This window comes from Streptomyces sp. NPDC007264 (genome assembly GCF_042869095.1).
Lineage (GTDB): Bacteria > Actinomycetota > Actinomycetes > Streptomycetales > Streptomycetaceae > Streptomyces.
On sequence record NZ_JBIAFD010000007.1, the window covers coordinates 162,607 to 182,560 of the forward strand.

At 72.5% G+C, this 19,954-nt stretch carries 21 protein-coding genes; 16 read left to right on the top strand and 5 right to left on the bottom strand.

Features of this window, described 5'->3' with window-relative positions; translation table 11 throughout:
* Nucleotides 1-34: 34 nt before the first annotated feature.
* Entirely contained in the window at nt 35-919 is an 885-nt protein-coding gene (locus ACFYMU_RS14165) for a LysR family transcriptional regulator (RefSeq protein ID WP_388372495.1), read from the bottom strand.
* Nucleotides 920-1,052: 133 nt separating this feature from the next.
* Here ACFYMU_RS14165 and ACFYMU_RS14170 point away from each other — a divergent pair, with 133 nt between their 5' ends.
* From ACFYMU_RS14170 to ACFYMU_RS14200, 7 genes are all read left to right on the top strand, one after another.
* Entirely contained in the window at nt 1,053-2,657 is a 1,605-nt protein-coding gene (locus ACFYMU_RS14170) for an ABC transporter substrate-binding protein (RefSeq protein WP_388372497.1), read from the top strand.
* Nucleotides 2,658-2,726: 69 nt separating this feature from the next.
* Nucleotides 2,727-3,743: an ABC transporter permease gene (locus tag ACFYMU_RS14175; protein WP_388372499.1), complete on the top strand. Its 1,017-nt coding sequence runs from the start codon at nt 2,727-2,729 to the stop codon at nt 3,741-3,743.
* A complete protein-coding gene (locus ACFYMU_RS14180) occupies nt 3,740-4,651 on the top strand; it encodes an ABC transporter permease (RefSeq protein ID WP_388372501.1) in 912 nt (303 codons plus the stop codon). The genes ACFYMU_RS14175 and ACFYMU_RS14180 overlap by 4 nt, the downstream gene beginning before the upstream one ends.
* Nucleotides 4,648-5,616, top strand: a complete 969-nt coding sequence (locus ACFYMU_RS14185) for an ABC transporter ATP-binding protein (RefSeq protein WP_388372503.1) — start codon at nt 4,648-4,650, stop codon at nt 5,614-5,616. Before ACFYMU_RS14180 ends, ACFYMU_RS14185 begins: the two co-directional genes overlap by 4 nt.
* Entirely contained in the window at nt 5,613-6,620 is a 1,008-nt protein-coding gene (locus tag ACFYMU_RS14190; protein ID WP_388372505.1) for an oligopeptide/dipeptide ABC transporter ATP-binding protein, read from the top strand. The genes ACFYMU_RS14185 and ACFYMU_RS14190 overlap by 4 nt, the downstream gene beginning before the upstream one ends.
* A complete protein-coding gene (locus ACFYMU_RS14195; RefSeq protein WP_388372507.1) occupies nt 6,617-7,843 on the top strand; it encodes a serine hydrolase domain-containing protein in 1,227 nt (408 codons plus the stop codon). Before ACFYMU_RS14190 ends, ACFYMU_RS14195 begins: the two co-directional genes overlap by 4 nt.
* Nucleotides 7,844-7,934: 91 nt before the next feature.
* Nucleotides 7,935-8,591 carry a trimeric intracellular cation channel family protein gene (locus ACFYMU_RS14200; RefSeq protein WP_388372509.1) on the top strand — a complete coding sequence of 219 codons (657 nt, stop codon included), beginning with the start codon at nt 7,935-7,937 and terminating at the stop codon, nt 8,589-8,591.
* Here ACFYMU_RS14200 and ACFYMU_RS14205 read toward each other — a convergent pair.
* Nucleotides 8,500-9,726 (bottom strand): alpha/beta hydrolase, encoded by a 1,227-nt coding sequence (locus ACFYMU_RS14205; RefSeq protein ID WP_388372511.1) that lies wholly within the window; start codon nt 9,724-9,726, stop codon nt 8,500-8,502. The two genes, ACFYMU_RS14200 and ACFYMU_RS14205, sit on opposite strands and share 92 nt — an antisense overlap.
* Before the next feature lie 221 nt (nt 9,727-9,947).
* On the opposite strand from ACFYMU_RS14205, the gene ACFYMU_RS14210 reads away from it, so the two are divergent.
* Nucleotides 9,948-10,808, top strand: coding sequence for a thioesterase family protein (locus ACFYMU_RS14210; protein ID WP_388372513.1), 861 nt, complete (start codon nt 9,948-9,950; stop codon nt 10,806-10,808).
* A gap of 242 nt (nt 10,809-11,050) precedes the next feature.
* Here the strand turns inward: ACFYMU_RS14210 and ACFYMU_RS14215 are convergent, their stop codons facing one another.
* Complete coding sequence (locus ACFYMU_RS14215; protein WP_388372515.1) at nt 11,051-11,677, bottom strand: TetR family transcriptional regulator; 627 nt, start codon at nt 11,675-11,677, stop codon at nt 11,051-11,053.
* A gap of 145 nt (nt 11,678-11,822) precedes the next feature.
* Here ACFYMU_RS14215 and ACFYMU_RS14220 point away from each other — a divergent pair, with 145 nt between their 5' ends.
* From ACFYMU_RS14220 to ACFYMU_RS14245, 6 genes are all read left to right on the top strand, one after another.
* The gene (locus tag ACFYMU_RS14220) at nt 11,823-11,990 is read left to right on the top strand and encodes a hypothetical protein (RefSeq protein WP_388372517.1); all 168 of its coding nucleotides are present in this window, start codon (nt 11,823-11,825) and stop codon (nt 11,988-11,990) included.
* A 38-nt stretch (nt 11,991-12,028) separates the two neighbouring features.
* Nucleotides 12,029-12,316, top strand: a complete 288-nt coding sequence (locus ACFYMU_RS14225; protein ID WP_388372519.1) for a DUF4190 domain-containing protein — start codon at nt 12,029-12,031, stop codon at nt 12,314-12,316.
* Between the two features lie 222 nt (nt 12,317-12,538).
* A complete protein-coding gene (locus tag ACFYMU_RS14230) occupies nt 12,539-13,702 on the top strand; it encodes a cysteine desulfurase family protein (protein WP_388372521.1) in 1,164 nt (387 codons plus the stop codon).
* Nucleotides 13,703-13,795: 93 nt separating this feature from the next.
* On the top strand, nt 13,796-14,923 hold the full coding sequence (gene mnmA / locus ACFYMU_RS14235; protein ID WP_388372523.1) for a tRNA 2-thiouridine(34) synthase MnmA: 1,128 nt from the start codon (nt 13,796-13,798) through the stop codon (nt 14,921-14,923).
* Between the two features lie 239 nt (nt 14,924-15,162).
* Complete coding sequence (locus tag ACFYMU_RS14240) at nt 15,163-15,426, top strand: hypothetical protein (RefSeq protein ID WP_388372525.1); 264 nt, start codon at nt 15,163-15,165, stop codon at nt 15,424-15,426.
* Nucleotides 15,426-16,832: a globin domain-containing protein gene (locus ACFYMU_RS14245; RefSeq protein ID WP_388372527.1), complete on the top strand. Its 1,407-nt coding sequence runs from the start codon at nt 15,426-15,428 to the stop codon at nt 16,830-16,832. Before ACFYMU_RS14240 ends, ACFYMU_RS14245 begins: the two co-directional genes overlap by 1 nt.
* Nucleotides 16,833-17,002: 170 nt before the next feature.
* Here the strand turns inward: ACFYMU_RS14245 and ACFYMU_RS14250 are convergent, their stop codons facing one another.
* Together ACFYMU_RS14250 and ACFYMU_RS14255 are read right to left on the bottom strand one after the other, a co-directional pair.
* The gene (locus ACFYMU_RS14250) at nt 17,003-17,782 is read right to left on the bottom strand and encodes an alpha/beta fold hydrolase (RefSeq protein WP_388372529.1); all 780 of its coding nucleotides are present in this window, start codon (nt 17,780-17,782) and stop codon (nt 17,003-17,005) included.
* A 37-nt stretch (nt 17,783-17,819) separates the two neighbouring features.
* On the bottom strand, nt 17,820-18,143 hold the full coding sequence (locus tag ACFYMU_RS14255) for a DUF427 domain-containing protein (protein WP_388372531.1): 324 nt from the start codon (nt 18,141-18,143) through the stop codon (nt 17,820-17,822).
* 59 nt (nt 18,144-18,202) lie between these two features.
* On the opposite strand from ACFYMU_RS14255, the gene ACFYMU_RS14260 reads away from it, so the two are divergent.
* Both ACFYMU_RS14260 and ACFYMU_RS14265 read left to right on the top strand, forming a co-directional pair.
* Nucleotides 18,203-18,901, top strand: a complete 699-nt coding sequence (locus ACFYMU_RS14260) for an SDR family oxidoreductase (RefSeq protein ID WP_388372532.1) — start codon at nt 18,203-18,205, stop codon at nt 18,899-18,901.
* 32 nt (nt 18,902-18,933) lie between these two features.
* Nucleotides 18,934-19,941, top strand: coding sequence for a methionine synthase (locus ACFYMU_RS14265; protein ID WP_388372534.1), 1,008 nt, complete (start codon nt 18,934-18,936; stop codon nt 19,939-19,941).
* The last annotated feature ends 13 nt before the right edge of the window (nt 19,942-19,954 follow it).

The following is a 19,954-nucleotide window of genomic DNA, read 5'->3' on the forward strand; positions in this document are numbered from 1 at the left end:
TCATGCCGCTGGCGCATGGGCGGGTGACGGCCCGTCACCCGGCCGGGCCGAACAGCTCCCGGCAGAACCGGGCGAGATCGTCCAGGCAGGCCCGGATCTGCGAGGCCGCGTAGTGGGTCGGGTCCCAGGCGCCGAACAGGGTGACGAGCAGCGGTCCGTCGGCGAGATCGATCGGCAGTGACCGCAGCCCGAAGCGGGGGTCGTCGGAGAGGATGCAGGCACCCTTGCCGGCCGCCGCGAGTGCCTGGGCCACCGCCGGCGCCCGGGCGACGTGGGCGGCGTCGTACCCGAGGCCCGCCTTGGCCGCCGCCTCGTCCAGAACCCGGCGGACCCCGTGGAGTTCGTCCATGACGATCACCGGGCCGCTGCTGATGTCGGCGAGCCTCACCCGGTCGCGGCCGGCCCACGGATGGTCGGGCGCGACCTGGGCCCAGACCGGGGCCTGGGCGAGGACGACATACTCCAGTTCCGAGCCGGGCGGCCGGGTGCCGATGGCGAAGTCGGCCTGGCCGACGGTGAGCGCCGCATAGACACCGTGCGGGGACGCCTCGACGACGTCGACGATCTGGCCCTGCGGGCCACCGGCGACGATGAACGGGGCCACCACGTCGGTGACGGTGGTGGCCGGGGCGATGACGGTCAGCGGGATGCCCGCGCCGGAGGCCATGGAGCGCGCCGTGTCCCGGGCCAGCCTGGCCCGGGCGACCAGATCGCGGGCGACGGGCAGGAAGGCCCGGCCGGCCGGGCTGAGCCGCAGGGCCCCCTCACCGCGACGGAACAGCGTCAGCCCGAGCTCGTGCTCGAGCTGCCGTATCTGGCGGGACAGCGACGGCTGCGTGACGTGCACCTCCTGGGAGGCGGCGGTGACCGAACCCAGGTCCACGATCGACAGGAAGTACTCAAGGACGCGCAGCTCCACTATGCCTCCAGGGCATGGGAAGTACGGAAGACAGGTATTTGCAAGTTATACCTCCCAGGTCAACACTGTCCGAAACGCCGCCGCTGCGGCCGGATCCCATCCCTCCCCCCGTTGCGAACCCCGGAGGTGCCCCGTGCATCCGAGACGTCTTCCCCCACGCCGACTCGGCCTGTCGGCCGTGGCGGCGATCACCGCCGGCGGCCTCACCCTGACCGCCTGCGCCGGCTCGGACTCGACCGGCCGAGGGGCCACCGTGCTGACCGTCGCGTCGTCGGCCGCCGTCACCACCCTGGACCCGGTGAAGTCCTTCTCCACGGAGGCCATGTACCTCGGCAACATCTACGAGCCGCTGCTGTGGAAGAACCCGGTGGGGTCGGTGGAGGAGTACACCCCCGCGATCGCCGAGTCCTGGACGAAGTCTCAGGACGCCAAGACCTGGACCTTCAGGATCCGCCAGGGGATCACCTTCCACGACGGCGAGAAGGTGGACGCCGCGGCGGTGAAGGCGAGCATCCTGGCCGCACAGAAGGACAGCGGCGCGTCCTTCATCTGGGCGCCGCTCGCCTCCATCGACACCCCCGACCGCCACACGGTCGTGATGCACCTCAAGTACGCCGCTCCCATGGAACTCATAGCCTCCTCCACCTACGGCTCCTGGATCGTCGCGCCCAAGGCGCTGGCCGCGGCCGCGAAGGACAAGTCCTACTACGAGAACAAGGGCGCCGACGGCGGCACCGGCCCCTACCGGCTCACCTCCTACACCCCCGGCAAGGAGGTCGTGCTCGACCGTTACGACGCGTACTGGAACAAGGGGCACGCGTCCGGCTACCGGACGGTGGACGTGCGCATCACGCCGGACGCCGTCACCGCGCAGCAGATGCTCACCGCCAAGGAGGTCGACTTCACCACCTCCTTCCCGCTGCAGAACGTCAAGGACTTCAAGGGCAAGCGGGACTACACGGTCCGGGACTACGCCTCGCCGTTCAACTTCGTCGCCTTCTTCAACACCACCCGGGGACCCCTGAAGGACCCCAGGGTCCGTCGCGCCCTGTCGTACGCCACCCCGTACAAGGACATCATCACCGTCGGTGCCCAGGGCTACGGAACACAGGCGCACGGACCGGTGCCCCAGGGCATCTTCCCCTCCGACCCCACCGTCCCCGCCTACACCCAGGACCTCGACAAGGCCAGGGCGCTGCTCGCCGAGGCGGGCCGTCCCAAGGGCGGCTTCACCCTCAACCTCACCTACGCCGCCGAGAACCAGGCCGAGGCCCGGTTCGTCCCGCTGATCAAGGACGCGTACGCCAAGGTCGGCGTGACCGTGAACGTCACGTCCAAGCTCTTCAACCAGCAGTGGGAGGCCGCCAAGGCCGGCCCGGCCACCGCCCAGGACATGTTCGTCCTCTACTACTGGCCCACCTACAGCGACGCCGGGTCGGACAACCTCTTCTCGCTCTACCACAGCAGCGCCAAGCCGTCCTTCAACCTGAGCTACTGGAAGAACGCCCGCTACGACGGGCTGGTCGACAAGGCGGGCACGCTGACCGGCACCGACCCGGCCGGGGCCAAGGAGCTGTACGCCCAGGCCATGAAGGTCCTCCACGACGAGGCGCCCGGACTGTCCCTCTACGACGCGCGGGCCGTCTATGTGGTCCCCAAGAGGATTGAAGGATTCCGGTTCAACGAGAACTATCCCTTCACGGTGTTCTTCGCCTCGATGAAGCCCGCCGGCGCGTGACCTCGGGCCGGGTTCCGGCGGCCTGCCGCCGGAACACCCCCGCAGACCGACACTGGAGAACCGAAGGACATGTTCCGACATCTCGCACGGCTGGTGGCCTCGTCGGCAGCTGTCCTGCTGACCTTGACCATGGGCACCTTCGTTCTGGCGAGGGTCCTGCCCAGCGATCCCGCCGTGGCCTACATCGGCCCCAAGGCGACCGCCGCCCAGACCGCCCGGCTGCGCGCCGAACTCGGCCTGGACCAGCCGCTGACCGTCCAGTACGGGAAATACCTGTCCGGGCTGGTACGCGGTGACTGGGGCTACTCGCTGACCACCAAACGCTCCGTGCTCGGCGAGATCGCCGGCCGGCTGCCCGCCACGCTGGAGCTGATCGGCGCCGCCATGGTGCTCGCCGCACTGCTCGGCACGGTCCTCGGCGTGGTGGCGGCCACCCGCCCCGGCGGCCGGCTCGACGGGCTGATCCGCCTGCTGTCGATCGGCGGGGTGTCCATGCCGGCCTTCTGGCTCGGGCTGCTGCTCCAGGTGCTCTTCGTGGACCGGCTGCACCTCTTCCCCGCCACCGGAGAGTTCAGCAACACCCTGAAGTTCACCGACCCGATCCGCGGTGTCACCGGCTTTCCGCTGCTCGACAGTGTGCTCACCGGCAACTGGACGGCCTTCAGCGACGGTTTCGGCCATCTGATCCTGCCGGCGGTCACCCTGGCCGCCTACCCGTTGGGACTGGTCGCCCGGATGACCCGCGCCTCCATGATCGAAGTGCTGTCGCAGGGCCACATCACCGCGGCCCGGGCCTACGGCCTGCGGGAGCCGGTCATCGTCTGGTCGCTCGCCCTGCGCAATGCGCTCCCGCCCACGCTGACCGTCCTCGGCATGGCCGTCGCCTACTCGCTGACCGGCACCTTCTTCGTGGAGACGGTCTTCAACTGGCCGGGCATCGGGCAGTTCGCGACCGAGACGATGCTCGCCGTGGACTATCCGTCCATCATGGCCGTCACCCTTCTCGGCGCGGTCGGCTACCTCGTCGCCAACGCCGCCGTGGACCTCCTCCAGGCGAAGATCGACCCCCGAGTGAGGACGTCATGACCTCCAGCCTCGCCAAGGCGACCACCGCCGAAGCCGCCGACGCCGTCCCCGCCCGGCCCGGAACCGTCCAGCGGCTGCTCCGCGTCGCACGCCGGGACCGCTTCGGGACCGTGGGCGTGCTGATCGTGGCGGGCCTGGTCGTGCTCTCCCTCTGCGCGCCGTTGCTCGCCCCCTATCCCGAACAGGGCCGCGGCACCGCGGACGTCGCGGCCCGCGGCCTCGCCCCCGGCGCGGCCCACTGGTTCGGCACCGACGAGGTCGGCCGGGACGTGCTGTCCCGCATCGTCTTCGGCGCCCAGCCGGCACTGCTGGTCTCGCTGGCCGTCGTGGCGGTCGCCGCGTTCGTCGGAGTGCCGCTCGGTGCGCTCGCCGGCTACCGCGGAGGCTGGGTCGACCAGGTGATCTCCCGCGTCACCGAGCTGTTCCAGTCCTTCCCACCGCTGCTGCTGGCCATGGTCACGGTCGCCCTCCTCGGCCCCGGACTGTTCCACGCCGGCATCGCCCTCGCGGTGAGCTGGTGGCCGTGGTACGCACGCCTGGTGCGCGCCGAGGCACGCTCGCTGCGCGACCGGCCCTTCGTGGAGGCGGCACGCTCCATGGGCGTGCCGGTGCCGGCCATCCTCTACCGCCACATCGTGCGCAACTGCCTCGGCCCGATCCTGGTGCAGGCGACCGTCGACCTGGGCTCCGTGATCCTGGCCGCCGGCTCCCTGGCCTTCCTCGGCCTGGGCGCCCAGGCGCCGTCCCCCGACTGGGGCCTGATGGTCGCCGAGGGCCGCGCCTCCCTGTTCGACTCCTGGTGGATCTCCACCTTCCCGGGCCTGGCCATCTTCGCCACCGTGCTCGGTTTCAACCTGCTCGGAGACTCCCTGCGGGACCTCCTCGACCCCAGGTCGGTACGTTCATGAGCACCTTGCTGGAAGTGACGGACCTGGCCGTGTCCTTCCCCCGCCGCGACCTGCCGCCCAGCCGGCCGGTGCGCGGCGTCGACCTGGCCGTACCGTCCGGGCAGGTCCTCGGGATCGTCGGCGAGAGCGGGTGCGGCAAGACCCTGACCGGGATGGCGATCCTGGGCCTGCTGCCCGCGCAGGCCCGGGTGAGCGGCAGCATCCGCCTGGAGGGGACGGAGCTGACCACACTGCCTCCGGACCGGCGTGCGGCACTGCGCGGCGGCTCGATCTCGCTGGTCTTCCAGGACCCCGGGACGGCCTTCAACCCCGTGCTGAGCATCGGCAGGCAGCTGCGTCAGGTCGCCCGGCGGCACCTGGGGCTGGACCGCAGGAGTGCCGACACCACCGCCCTCGACCACCTCGGCCGGGTCGGACTGCCCGACCCCGGCCGGGTCGCCGCGTCGTTCCCCCATGAGCTCTCCGGCGGCATGCTGCAACGCGCGATGATCGCCATGGCGCTGATCAGCGGTCCCCGCCTGCTCATCCTCGACGAGCCGACCACCGCTCTCGATGTCACCGTGGCCCGGCAGATCATGCGGCTCGTCCTGGAACTGCAGGCCGAGTCGGGCTTCACCGTCCTGTTGATCACCCACAATCTCGGCGTGGTCGCCGATGTCTGCGACTCCACCGCCGTGATGTACGCCGGCCGGGTCGTCGAGCACGGGCGGACCGGCGAGGTGCTCCGCCACCCCCGGCACCCCTATACCCGGGGCCTGCTGGGAGCCGTGCCCGGACAGGGCGCGCCGGGACGGCCCCTCACGGCGATCCCCGGCTCGGTGCCGAGCGATCCGGGAAGCGTGCGCGGCTGCGCCTTCGCGGAGCGCTGCCCGGTGGCACGGGACGTCTGTACCGACTCCGACCCGCGGCTGATCGCCGTGGGGCCGACCCAGGAGGTCGCATGTCCTGTGGAGACGACGCCGTGAGCCGGGCAGTCCTCGAGGTGCGCGACCTCGTCGTCGAGTTCCGCTCACGTGCCGCCCGCGCCCGGGGGAGCACCCGGGCGGTGGCGGAGGTCAGCCTCTCCGTGGCCGAGGGCACCACCTTCGGTCTGGTCGGTGAGTCCGGTTCGGGCAAGAGCACCCTGGCCAGGGCCGCCCTGGGACTGATCCGCCCCACGGGCGGCGGCTCCACCGTGAACGGGACGGATGTCGCAAGCGCGCGCGGAAGCACGCTGCGCCGGCTGCGCCGCGAGGCGGCCATGGTCTTCCAGAACCCGGTCGCCGCACTCAACCCGCGGCGCACCGCCGCGGCCAGCATCGCCGAGCCCCTGCGGCTGCAGGGGCTGCCGCGCCACGAGGTCGAGCGGCGCGTCGCCGTCCTGCTGGACCAGGTGGGACTGACCGGTGGCCACGGCGAGCGCATGCCGCACGAACTGTCCGGCGGCCAGTGCCAGCGGGTGGGTATCGGGCGTGCCCTGGCGACCCGACCGGCCCTCCTGGTCCTCGACGAGCCCACCTCGGCCCTCGATGTGTCGGTGCAGGCCCAGATCCTGAACCTGCTGCTCGACCTCAAGCACGAGCACGGCCTGACCTATCTGCTGATCTCCCACGACCTCGACGTCATCCGTCACATGAGCGACACGGTCGGGGTGATGTACCGCGGGCGCCTGGTCGAACAGGGGCCGGCGGACAGCGTCCTCGCGGCGCCCTCCCACCCGTACACCCGCAACCTGCTGGACGCGATTCCCGGACAGGGCCGGGAACGCCTGCTCGGCCCGGGTGCCCTCGCCACGGACCCCGTCGACACCGTCGGAGCCGGGACCCCGGCCACCGGATGCGGTTTCCGGCCGCGGTGCCCGGTGGCGCGGGCCACGCCCGCCGGCTCCTGCTCCACCACCATCCCGCTGTTGCGGCCCCTCAACGGCCACGACGTCGCCTGCCACCTGGCCGAAGAGGCCGGTTCCGCCACGAAGAGGAGTTCCGCGTGACCCGCACCAAGGACACCGGGCCGGTCATGGACCAGCCGGCCGGCAACGGCCGGGTCCAGGTGGGCATCGGCGGCCGTCCCTGGCCCATCACGTTGGACAACTGGCAGGACGCGCCCTTGAGCCGGTGGGGCTTCGCCCACGTGGAGGAGATCGTTCCGACCGCGACGATCCGGGGCGCCGCCTGGCCGGAGGAGGAAGGACCGAGGGGCTCCGAGGACCCGCGCATCGCGCACCTCCCGGTCCCGCTGGAGCAGTCACGGGTCACCCTCGAGCGGTTCCTGGCCCTCTCGGCCACGGACGCTCTGGTGATCAGCGACCGGTCCGGTGTCCGGTACGAGATGTACGGCGGCGTCATGGACCGTCGCCGCAGGCATCTGCTGATGTCCGTCTCCAAGTCGCTGTGCGCCCTGCTGATCGGGCAACTGGTCGGCGAGGGGACCGTCGAGCTCGCCGAGCCGGCGCACCGGTACGTGCCGGAACTGGCCGGTTCGGCGTTCGGGACGGCCACCCTCCAGCAGATCCTCGACATGACCGCGGCGGTCGAGTACAGCGAGGACTACCACGATCCGGCCTCCCACGTGCAGTTGCAGGACCGCCTGGCGGGCTGGCGGCCGCGCCTCGACGGCGACCCCGGCACCACCTTCGAGTTCCTCGCCTCGCTACGGGCGGCCGGTGAGCACGGGGGCCGCTTCCAGTACTGCTCGGCCGCGACCGACGTGCTGGCCTGGGTGGCGGAGCGGGTGACCGGCGTCCGCTACCCGGATCTGCTCTCCGCGAGACTCTGGCGGCACCTTCCGACCCACGAGGACGCCCAGATCACGGTCGACCCGGTCGGCTTCGCCTTCGCCAACGGAGGCATGTCCGCCACCGCGCGTGACCTCAGCCTGGTCGGCCGCATGGTCCTGGAGCAGGGAGCCGTCGGCGACCGCCAGGTGGTCCCGGCCGACTGGGTGGCGGCGATCCTGAGCGGTGGTGATGTCGCCGCCGCGGACGGCACCGTCTTCCGGACCGTGCACCCCCGGGGCTCCTACCGCAACCACTGGTGGGTGACCGGTGACGACCACGGCAGCGTCTACGCGACCGGGATCTACGGGCAGTACCTGTGGATCGACCCCACGGCGGAGGTGGTCGTCGTGAAGTTCTCCAGCCTGCCGGTGGCGACCAGCGGTTACTGGTCCGGCGCGCACGCCCGGGTCTTCCGCAGCATCTGCGACGCCCTGTAAGGGATCACAGGCGGCCTTGCAATCTCAACTGTTGGAGCCATACACCTTGCGTTTGTAAGGCTCACCGCCTTTGATGGGTGAGAATGTAAGGGTGATCCTGCAACTGTTCAGCCCCTCCGTCCAGCACACGCTGGACGTCGTCGGCATCTTCGTCTTCGCGATCTCCGGTGCGCTGCTGGCCGTGCGCAAGAACTTCGACGTCTTCGGCATCGCGGTGCTCGCCGAGGTCACCGCGCTGGGCGGAGGGCTGTTCCGCGACCTCGTCATCGGCGCGGTGCCACCGGCCGCCTTCACGGACCTGGGGTACTTCCTGACCCCGCTGCTGGCCGCCCTCCTGGTCTTCTTCCTCCACCCGCAGGTGGAGCGGATCCAGGTGGCCGTCAACGTCTTCGATGCGGCCGGCCTCGGCCTGTTCTGCGTCGCCGGGACGACGAAGGCGTACGACCACGGACTCGGCCTGACGTCGTCCGCGGCCCTCGGCCTCGCCACGGCGGTGGGCGGTGGCGTCCTGCGCGACGTCCTCGCCAACGAGGTGCCCTCACTGCTGCGCTGGGACCGCGACCTGTACGCGGTGCCGGCGATCGTGGGCGCCGCACTGGTCGCGCTGTGCATCCGCTGGGACGCGCTGACCCCGCTCACCTCGGGCCTCGCGGTCGTCACCGCTTTCGTACTACGCCTGCTGGCGATGAGGTTCCACTGGCGAGCTCCGCGCGCCTGGAACCGGCGCTCAACCGTCGCGGAGGAGTAGTCGCCGTGGCCGGCCGGCCGGACAGCTGCCGGGTCAGCCAGGTGAACGCCGGAGGGATCTGCGGCCGCCACAGGGCCATGCTGTGCCCGCCGGCGCTGTGCGGGATCAGCATCGCGCGGACCACCGTCGGCGGTTTGGCGATCGCCTCCAGCGCCGCGGCCGCCTGGTAGCCGTCGCCGTACTGGCCGGACAGGTACAGCGAGATGCGGGGCGGGGCGGGCCGGCCCTTGAGCAGGAAGAAGGGGTTGTTCTCGCGCCGCAGCCGCAGGCTCTGCGTGGCGAGCGAATGGCTTTCGCCGATGGGGTCGTTGTAGCCGGACAGGCTGATCGCGGCCCGGTAGCGGTCGGGGTGCGCGACCGTGAGTTTCGTCGCGCAGTGCGCCCCCGCGGAGTAGCCGGCCGTCGCCCAGCCGTTCGGCGCGGGCTGGGCGCGGAAGTTGTCCGTCACCATCTTGGGCACGTCGATGCTGAGCCAGGTGTCGGCGTTCACGGCGCCGGGGATGTTGGCGCAGCCGGTGTCGACCTTGGCGATCAGGTTGGTGCGCGGCGACACCAGGATGAACGGCGCCACCTGCCCGCTGCGCATCAGCGGCAGCAGCTGCTCGTGCACCTTCAGCGAGCCGAACCACGCCTTGGCCGAGCCGGGGTAGCCCGACAGCAGTTCCACGACCGGGAACTTGTGGTTCCTGTAGGCGGGTTCGCCGTACTGCGGAGGCAGCCACACATAGACCTCGGCGTGGACGCCGGACACCCGCCCCTTGAGCTGGGTGACGCGCACGCCGCCGGCCGCGTGCATGCCCGGCCCGTCGGCCTGCCGGAACGTCTGGCGGACCTTCGGCAGGGTGCTGACCTGGATTCCGCCGGTGCCGTCCGGGCCCAGGTCGGCGGCCTGGGCCACGTGGTTGCCGGTGCCGAGCAGGTCGGCCCAGTTGTCGTACAGGTTGTTGCTGTTGTTCACCAGGACGAAGACCAGGGTGATCGCCGTCGCCTGCGCGAACAGCAGCATGACCATCCGGGCGGCGTGACGCAGGAGCACGGGGCCGCGGATCCGGGACCACAGGAGCAGGGGCAGGATGAGGGCGGCCGCCACGAGGGCGATCGACGTGAGGAGGAACGGCGTCCCGGTGAGGCTCATCGGCGTGTGCGGCTCTTCCTGTGAACGAACGGGTCTGGTCGTACGTCCTGTGAGAGGGAGAACCGGTCCCGTCGGTGACGGACGAGTGCGGACACTTACCGAGAAATTGCCGAAATCTCACCCCTCACCGGCCGGAAGTGTGCGGGTGGCCGGGTGAAACGTCACGAAGCCGAAACCGACGAAAGCGACCGCTTAGTAATTTCTTATTGTACGGTTCAGGCATGCCAGAAGCAGCTACCGCACGGGCCGCCCGGGCCGCGATCGGCGCCAGCGAGTTCGACCGCGACACCGCGGTCGCCCGCCGTGAACCCGGCGTCTACGACATCGACCTCTCCGACGGCTGGACGATCGTCAACGCCGTCAACGGAGGGTATCTGCTGGCCGTTCTGGGCCGGGCCCTCGGAGACGCCCTGCCGCACGCGGACCCGTTCACGGTCTCCGCGCACTACCTCACCGCGTCGCAGCCCGGCCCCGCGGTGGTGCGCACGGACGTCGTCCGCACCGGCCGCACCCTGTCCACCGGTCAGGCGTCGCTGTTCCAGTTCGACGACGAGGGGCGCGAGATCGAACGGATCCGCGTCCTCGCCTCCTACGGCGACCTGGACTCCCTGCCCGACGACGTCCGTACGAGCGCGACACCCCCCGCCCTCCCGCCGATCGACCAGTGCCTCGGTGCCGGCGACGGTCCGGCGCCGGTCCCCGGCAGCTCGGCCATCACCGACCGGCTGATGCTCAAGCTCGACCCCGCCACCCTGGGCTGGGCGCTCGGCTCGCCGTCCGGGAAGGGGGAGATGCGAGGCTGGTTCGGGCTCGCCGACGGCCGCGACGCGGATCCGCTCTCGCTGCTCCTGGCGGTCGACGCGCTGCCGCCCACCGCCTTCGAGCTCGGGCTCTCCGGCTGGGTGCCGACGGTCGAGCTGACGGTGCACGTCCGCTCCCGCCCGGCTCCCGGACCGCTGCGGGTCTCGATCACCACGCGCAACCTCGCCGGCGGCTTCCTGGAAGAGGACGCCGAGGTGTGGGACAGCGCGGACCGTCTGGTCGCACAGTCCCGTCAGCTGGCCCGGGTCAGGCTCGGCTGACGTAGGAGGCCCCCGCCGGCACGGCTCGGCCGGGCCGGGGGCCGCGGTCGGCTCCCGCGGGAGCGGGCCCCCTCGCGCGGGGGCCGTCCCCTCCCGCGGGAGCCGCTCCTTCACACAGGGGCCGCTCCCTCGCGCGGGGATCAGCCCGGGCCCACCGGACCCCGGGCCCGGCTGCCCCGCTCCCCTCGGGCTGCCCCGCTCCCCTCGGGCTGCCCCGTTCCCCTCGTGCGCGGGGCGGGGGACTAGTCCTGCCAGTGGCGGCGTCCCAGGTCGATCAGCCGCAGTCGCCGGATCGCCATCCGGGTCACGCGGTCCCGCTCCTCGGCGGGCCCCTCCAGCGCCTCCAGGAGTTGGGAGGCCGTCATCAGCATCTGGTCGACGTACAGGCCGGCCAGCATCAGCAGGTCCTCGTCGCTCCACCCCGCGGACTCCGGGTGGTCGGCCAGCGCGACCTTCACCTCCTCCGCGAACCTGGCGAGTTGACGCCGGATCGCCTCCCGCACCGGCTGCACGCCGCCGTGCCGCTCGCGTGCGATGAACCGTACGTGTGCGGGGTACGCGTCCACGTGGCGGGCGATCAGGCCGACGGCGCGGACGATGCGTTCGTCGCTGTCGCCGGCCGCGGAGACCGTGGACCCGATCATCGGGTGGAGGCTGCCGAGAGCCTCCTCCACCAGTTCCACGCCCAGGTCCGCGGTGGAGCGGAAGTGCCGGTAGAAGGCGGTCGGGGCGACGCCGACCGCGCGGGTGACCTCGCGCAGGCCCAGGCTGCTCAGGCTCTGCTCCTCCAGCAGGGCCAGCGCGGCGTCCAGAAGCGCCTGCCGGGTCTTCTGCTTCTGGGCCTGCCGGATGCCGAGGGTGTGACTCATGCCATGCAGTTAACAACTGTTCTCCGGGATTGGGAACCCGTCCGACGCGCTAGACTGAGGAGTCAGTGAACAACTGTAACCACAAATGTTCACTCATCTGTTCGCCGAACGTCGACCGAGGCATCTCGGAGGGGGATCTCATCCCATGCTGTTCCTCGTCGCCGCACTCCTGCTGCTGGGCGCCATCCTGGGCACCGTGGCCCACGCCCCGCTCTCCTTCACCCTTGTCGCCGCGTCCGTCATCGCCGTGTGGCTCGTGGTCTTCGCGGTCCGTGAGCGGCACGGCCGCCACCGGCACACCTCGGCCCGCTGACCGCCCCGCACCGACCGATCGTTGGAGCTGACCGCACCATGCATCTCATCGCCGCACGCACCGAGCACACCACCGCCCCGGCCCTCCGGGACGGCGCACGCGACGCGGACGGCATGGCCGTCGCGTCCTTCATCCTGGGCCTGCTCGGACTCCTCGTGCTGAACGTCTTCCTCGGCCCGGTCGCCATCACCCTGGCGCTCGTGGCCCTGTGGCGCGGCACCCGCCGCCGGGGCCGTGCGTTCCTCGGTCTCGGTCTCGGCCTCGCGGACCTGGTGGTCCTGGCGACCGTCGTGCAGCTGGACCACACGGTGTCCTGGAGTTTCTAGGGTCCGGGGGGAGCCTCCGGGAGCTGGGTCCGGGGGAGCTTCCGGCCCGTCGGCCGCGGCGTGCCCGGCGCGGGGCCCGGGCTGCGCCCCGTGCGGGACTCGGGTCGCGCCCCGCGCGGGACTCGGGCTGCGCCCCGCGCGCGGGACTCGGGCTGCGCCCCGCGCGCGGGACTTGGGTCGCGGCCCGCGCGGAAAACGGTCGGTCCTAGAATTGACCGCACCATGGCATACCTCGACCACGCCGCGACCACCCCGATGCTCCCCGAGGCGGCAGAGGCGCTGACCGCGCAGCTCGGCAGCACCGGCAACGCCTCCTCGCTGCACGCATCCGGACGGCGGGCGAGGCGCACCGTCGAAGAGGCCCGCGAGACCCTCGCCGAAGCGCTCGGCGCCCGCCCCAGCGAGGTCGTCTTCACCTCCGGCGGCACCGAGGCGGACAACCTCGCCGTGAAGGGCCTGTACTGGTCCCGCCGCGACGCCGACCCCGCCCGCACCCGCGTCCTCGTCAGCCCCGTCGAGCATCACGCGGTCCTCGACGCCGTGCACTGGCTCGGGGAGCACGAGGGGGCCACGGTCGAGTACCTGCCGGTCGACGCCCAGGGCCGCGTCCACCCGGAGACCCTGCGCGAGGCCATCGCCCGCGACCCCCACGACGTGGCCCTGGCCACCGTCATGTGGGCGAACAACGAGATCGGGACGGTCCTGCCGATCCACCGACTCGCCGAGGTCGCCCGGGAGTTCGACATCCCGCTGCACGCCGACGCGGTCCAGGCGGTCGGTCAGGTCCCGGTCGACTTCGGTGCCTCCGGCCTCGCCGCGATGACCGTCTCCGGCCACAAGATCGGCGGCCCCTACGGCATCGGAGCGCTGCTCCTCGGCCGCGAGCACAGCCCCGTACCGGTGCTGCACGGCGGCGGCCAGGAACGCCATGTGCGCTCCGGCACCCTCGACGTGCCGGCCATCGCCTCCTTCGCGGTCGCCGGGCGGCTCGCCGCCGAGCAGCGCGAGTGGTTCGCCCGGGAGATCGGCGCCCTGCGCGACGACCTGATCGCCGCCGTCCGTGCGGCCGTGCCGGACGCGATCCTGGGCGGGGACCCGGTGGAGCGGCTCCCGGCCAACGCCCACTTCACCTTCCCCGGCTGCGAGGGCGACTCCCTGCTCCTGCTGCTGGACGCCCAGGGCATCGAGTGCTCCACGGGATCGGCCTGCACGGCGGGCGTCGCCCAGCCCAGCCATGTCCTGCTCGCCGTCGGCGCCGATCCGGACCTCGCCCGCAGCACGCTTCGCTTCTCGCTGGGCCACACGTCCACGGAGGCCGACGTGGAGGCGGTCGCCAAGGCCATCGGCCCCGCCGTGGAACGCGCCCGCGCCGCCGGGCTGACCTGACGGCGGGACTTCCGGCGCCCCCGTGATCCCCCGACGATCGACGGCGGATACTCGCGGGCCCCGGTTCCCGCGGCCCCGTACTCTTGAAGGGCTATGACTGACACTCCGCAGCGCCCCCTCCGCGTCCTCGCCGCCATGTCCGGTGGAGTCGACTCCGCCGTCGCCGCCGCCCGCGCCGCCGAAGCGGGCCACGAGGTGACCGGAGTCCACCTCGCGCTGTCCGCGAACCCGCAGTCGTTCCGCACCGGCGCGCGCGGCTGCTGCACCATCGAGGACTCGCGCGACGCCCGCCGCGCCGCCGACGTCATCGGCATCCCGTTCTACGTCTGGGACCTCGCCGAGCGGTTCCGGGAGGACGTGGTCGAGGACTTCGTCGCCGAGTACGAGGCGGGGCGCACACCCAACCCCTGTCTGCGCTGCAACGAGAAGATCAAGTTCGCGGCGCTGCTCGACAAGGCGCTCGCCCTCGGCTTCGACGCGGTCTGCACCGGCCACTACGCCAGGATCGTCGTCCGCGACGACGGCGGCCGCGAACTGCACCGCGCCTCCGACATGGCGAAGGACCAGTCGTACGTCCTCGGCGTGCTCGACCAGAAGCAGCTGGCGCACGCCCTGTTCCCGCTCGGCGACACGGTCACCACGAAGGACGAGATCCGCGCGGAGGCCGAGCGCAGGGGCCTCGCGGTCGCCAAGAAGCCCGACTCCCACGACATCTGCTTCATCGCCGACGGCGACACCCAGGGCTTCCTCGCCCGGCGGCTCGGCAGGGCCGAGGGCGACATCGTCGACGAGTCGGGTGCCAGGCTGGGCACGCACGACGGCGCGTACGGCTTCACCATCGGCCAGCGCAAGGGGCTGCGGATCGGCACCCCGGCACCCGACGGCAAGCCGCGCTACGTCCTCGACATCTCGCCCGTCACCAACACCGTGACGGTGGGTCCGGCGTCCTCCCTCGACGTCGCGGCACTGACCGCCGTCAAACCCCGCTGGTGCGGTGCCGCCCCGGCCGGCCCCGGCACCTACACGGCCCAGCTCCGCGCCCACGGCGGCGAGACACGGGTGACGGCGGAGCCGGTCGACGGCGAACTGCGGGTGCGCTTCACCGAGCCCGTGCGCGGCGTGGCCCCGGGCCAGGCGATCGTCCTGTACGACGGCACGCGCGTGGTGGGCTCGGCCACCATCGCGTCGACCACGCGCGCGACGGCGCCCTCCGTAGCCTGACGGCCGTCGCGTAAACAGGGCCTGTCGGCCCTGTTAACAGGGTCTTGTCGGGTGCGGGAGTGGGCCCTTCGGCCACGCCCTTCCGGCCTCTCGCAACGATGTAATACACGTGCGCCTTCCGGCCGACGGCCGGAGAGCGCCGCCGACACGTGCCCCCGCGTCTTCGGCCGTGCCCCCCTGAGCGGGGCACGGAACGGGTACGGGCGGCGCGCCCGCACCCACGCAGAGAAAGCCGCCCCATGCCCCGCCCCGCCCTTCTCGCCCTCACCTTCTGTGTCCTGGCCACGGCCGCCGCCGTGGTGTCCTTCGCCCGGGGCGCCTGGGTGGGCGTCGTGTGGGTGCTGCTGGCCGGACTCACCTCCAACATGGCCTGGTACTCCTTCCGCCGCGCCAGGCGCGGCTCGACGGTCTCGGCCCGGTCCGCGGCCCCGGCCGCGGCCGCGGCCTGTCAGGAGCGCACCGCATGTGACGCCTGCGGTGTGTGCGAGATGAAGACCCGCTGATGATCACCCCGAACGATGCGCCGGGGCGGCGCCGCCATGAGGAGAGCACCATGGACATCGACTGCAACTCCGGTACGAGAGGCGGCGTCAAGGGCGACGACTACCACGCACTCCTCGCCCGGCAGGACGCGATGCGGCTGCGTGACCGGTTGCTCGCCCCCGCCCGCCCCGCGAGCACCGCGCGTGGTTCCCGCCACGGCTACGACGGTGCCGCCGACCAGGAGCTGATCGTCCGGAACCTCGCGCTGGTGACCCCGTTCGGCGACCTCATCACCCACCTCTACGAAGCGCTGTTCGAGCGGCACCCGTACCTGCGCCAGCTGTTCCCCGACTCGATGGAGTTCCAGCGGGGCCATCTGGAGCGGGCCTTCTGGTACCTGATCGAGCACCTGCACGACCCCGAGGAACTGGCGGCGTTCTGCGCCCGGCTGGGCCGCGACCACCGCAAGCTGGGGGTGCGTCCCGTGCACTACGAGGTGTTCGAGGACGCGCTCGCCGAGGCGCTGCACCGCTCCTCCCGCGGGGCGCTCGGCGTGGACGTGGAGCAGGCGTGGCGGCGCGCGATCCGGTTCACCGCCGAGGCCATGGTGGCGGGCTCGGACGGCGCGCTGACCGAACCGGCCGCATGGACGGGTACGGTGACGTCCCATCAGCTGCGCCGCCCGGACCTGGCGGTGCTCCGGGTGCGCACGGCCGAGCCGTACCCGTACCTGCCCGGCCAGTACGCGCGCCTGGAGTCCCCGCTGCTCCCGCACACCTGGCGGCCGTACTCGATCGCCAACGCCTGGGCGCCGGACGGCGAACTGGAGTTCCACGTCCGCCGCGTCGGCTCCGGTGGGGTGAGCGACGCCCTCACCCTGCGCACCCGCGTCGGCGACACGCTGCGCCTCGGCCCCGCCCAGGGCGCGATGACCCTCGACGACGACCTGGGCCGCGACGTGCTCATCGTGGCCGGCGGCACCGGATGGGCCACCGCCCGGCCGCTGCTGGAGGAGCTGGCCGCGCGGCGCGCGCCGGGCCGCCGAGCGCATCTGTTCCTCGGCGTCCGCACCGCCGAGGACCTGTACGACGCACAGGCACTGGAGCGGCTGGAGAAGCGCTGCCCGTGGCTGCGGGTCGTCCCCGTGATCGGCGAGGGCCCCGGCGGGCCCGGGGAGGGATCGCTGGTCGAGGCGGTGGCCCGGCAGGGCGACTGGGCCGACCACGTCGCCTACACCAGCGGCCCGTCCGCCATGGTCAACGCCGTCGTGTGGCGGCTGTCCGGCCTCGGGCTGGCGGCCGACCGCATCCGGCACGACCCGGTCGCCGGCACGGTGCCCCTGGCCTCCCGCGCGCACCCCGCCTGGCCGGCGCAAGAGGTGATGGGGCAGCCGGTGGGCCACTTCCCCCGAGGAGCCCGGGTCTGACCGGTGCCGCGGCACGCGGGCGTGCCGGACCACCACGCGGCACGACCGCGTGGCGCTCCGCCGGGCGGCCCGTCGTGACGCGGCACGCCCGCCGTGAGGGCGGCACACCCGCCCTGCACACCCGCGCGGCGGCCCGCCATGCGCCCGGGCCCGCCATGCGCCCCGGCGCGTCAGGCGCCGAAGAACTCCGCCAGCACCGGCGCGAGCACCCGCGGCTCCACCATGTGGTTCTGGTCCTCCAGAACGCGGTACACGCCCTGGGGGGCCGAGTCCGCGACCGCCTCGGCGGCCCTGCGCAGCCACTTCGGGCTCGCGCCGCCCGCGACGGCCAGCACGGGGACGCCGATCGCGGCGAGCCGGTCGCGCGGCACCAGTCCGTCGCCCATCACGGCGTCGTCGTGGGCGAGGGTAGGTGCGATCGCCTCCATGCCGTCCCACATGGGGGACCGGCGGGCGTTCGCGATCATCTCCGGCGCCAGACCGGTGAGCCGGAGGAACAGCTCGACCGCGTCCCCGCGCCGCCCCTGGGCCAGGGCCTCACCGAGATTCCTGGTGTACTCCGCGCGTTCCTGCGCACCACCCCCGTAGTCGGCGAACGGCGCCTCGTAGACGGCCACCTGCCGGACCGGCAGCCCGCTCGCGGCCGCCTCCAGCGCCAGCGCGCCACCCGACGAGACGCCGTACAGCGCCGCCTCGCCGCCCACCGCGTCGATGAGCGCCGCGAGGTCCTCCACCTCGCGGGCCACCGCGTACGGCGCCGTGTCGCCGCTGGCGCCGCGGCCCCTGCGGTCGTACACGACGGCACTGAAGCGGTCCGAGAGGTGCGCGGCCAGGGGCGCCACCGTGGCGCCCGTGGACATCGCACCGCTCACGAGGACGACCGCCGGGCCCTGTCCGGTGCGCTGGTACGCGAGGCGGGTGCCGTCGCGGGAGATGATCTGCTTGTCCATGTCAGTGAAGACTGCCGCAGAGCGCGGCGTTCACCGGTCACGACACTTCTGCTTCGTAGAAGCAGAAGTGGTCCTTGATCCGGGCGACGTCCGGCTCGGGCTCGGGGTACGCCCAGACCAGGTCGGGCGCGTCCGGCAGGGACCAGTACGAGGCGGTCCCCTTGAAGGGGCAGTGCGTGTGGGTGTCCGACGGGGTCAGCAGGTCCAGGCGTACGTCCTCGGCGGGGATGTAGTACCGCTCGGGACAGCCGGTCTCGCGCAGCACGAGCGGCCGGTCGCTCTCCGCCAGGACCTGTCCGCCGTGCACCACGCGCACGTGCCGGTCGCTCTGCTCGATGGTGATGGTGTGTCCTCGGGTCATACCGGGAGAGCACTCGCGGTGCCCCGGTTCTTCCCGCGTACGGAAGCGAGGGTGCGAGCATGACGGGCATGGCTACTCATGTGATCACCGGGGCGGGCTCCGGCATCGGCGCGGCCGTCGCCCGCCGCCTGCACGCGCGCGGGGACGAACTCGTCCTGCACGCGCGGGACGCGGGACGCGCGAAGGACCTGGCGGCCGAGTTCCCCGGGGCCCGCACCCTGGTGGGCGATCTCGCGGACCCGGACAAGCTGTCCTGGGCGTTCTCGCTCCAGACGCTGCCCGACCGGGTGGACTCCCTCCTGCACATCGCGGGCGTGGTCGACCTGGGCCGGGTCGCCGAGCTGACCCCGAAGTCCTGGCGCCACCAGCTCAACGTCAACCTGATCGCTCCCGCCGAGCTGACCCGCCACTTCCTGCCGCAGCTCCGCGCCGCGCGCGGCCACGTCGTGTTCGTGAACTCGGGCGCGGGCCTGAACGCGCACGCGGACTGGTCGGCGTACGCGGCCTCCAAGCACGGTCTGAAGGCCCTCGCCGACTCCCTGCGCCAGGAGGAGCATCCGAACGGAGTCCGCGTCACCTCCGTCTACCCCGGCCGCACGGCGAGCCCGATGCAGGCCAGGGTCCACCGCCAGGAGGGCAAGGAGTACGACGCGTCCCGGTGGATCGACCCGGAGTCGGTGGCGACGGCGGTCCTGATGTGCCTGGACCTGCCGGGAGACGCCGAGGTCAACGACCTGACGGTGCGGCCCGGGCGCTGACCCCCCGCCGGGCCGTTCCGTAGGCTGCCCAGGTGAGTGAAAACAGCGAGTCCCCCTTCGGCGCCGCCACCGGCGTCGGGTCCCTGCCCGGCGGCGACGCGCGGGAGGCGGCCAAGACCGTCACCGGAAGCCTCGAGGACTTCCCGTTCCTCGCCGAACTGCCCGCCCGGGGGCCCGGCGCGGACATGATCGGGCGCACGGCCGGCCTCCTCGTCGATCTGTACGCGCGCGTGGAGCCCAGCGGCTGGCGGCTCGGTGACCGGCCGGGGCGGGACACCAGGCGGGCCCGGTCCTGGCTCGGTGAGGACCTCGACGCGCTGGAGGAGTTCACCCAGGATTACGAGGGGCCGCTGAAGGTGCAGGCGGTGGGGCCGTGGACGCTGGCCGCCGCCCTGGAGCTGAGGAACGGCGAGGCGGCGCTGTCGGACCCGGGCGCCTGCCGCGACCTCGCCGGATCGCTCGCCGAGGGCCTGCGCCTCCACCTCGACGAGGTGCGGCGGCGCGTGCCCGGGGCCCGGCTCGTGCTGCAGCTCGACGAGCCGTCCCTGACGGCCGTCCTGCGGGGGCAGGTGAGGTCCGCGAGCGGTTACCGGACCCACCGGGCCGTCGACCGCCAGGTGGTGGAGGCCACGCTGCGGGACCTCGTCGCGGTGCACGCAGGCGGTCCGGTCGTGATCCACTCCTGCGCGCCGGACGTCCCGTTCGCGCTCCTGCGCAGGGCGGGCGCGGCCGCCGTCTCCTTCGACCTCTCGCTCGTCACCGAGCGTGACGAGGAGGCGATCGGGGAAGCCGTCGAAGGGGGTACCCGGCTCTTCGCCGGAGTCGTGCCCGGCACGGACGGCCCATTGTCGGACCCTGCCGGTAGCGTCATGGGTGTCAGGACGCTGTGGCGCAGGCTGGGGTTGCGTCCGGGGCTTCTCGCGGACGCGGTCACCCTCACGCCGATGTGCGGGCTCGCGGGCGCCTCCCCGGACTACGCGCGCAGGGCGCTCGCCCACTGCGTCCGGGCGGCGAGATCCCTCGCGGACAACCCAGAGTAACGGGAGGACAACA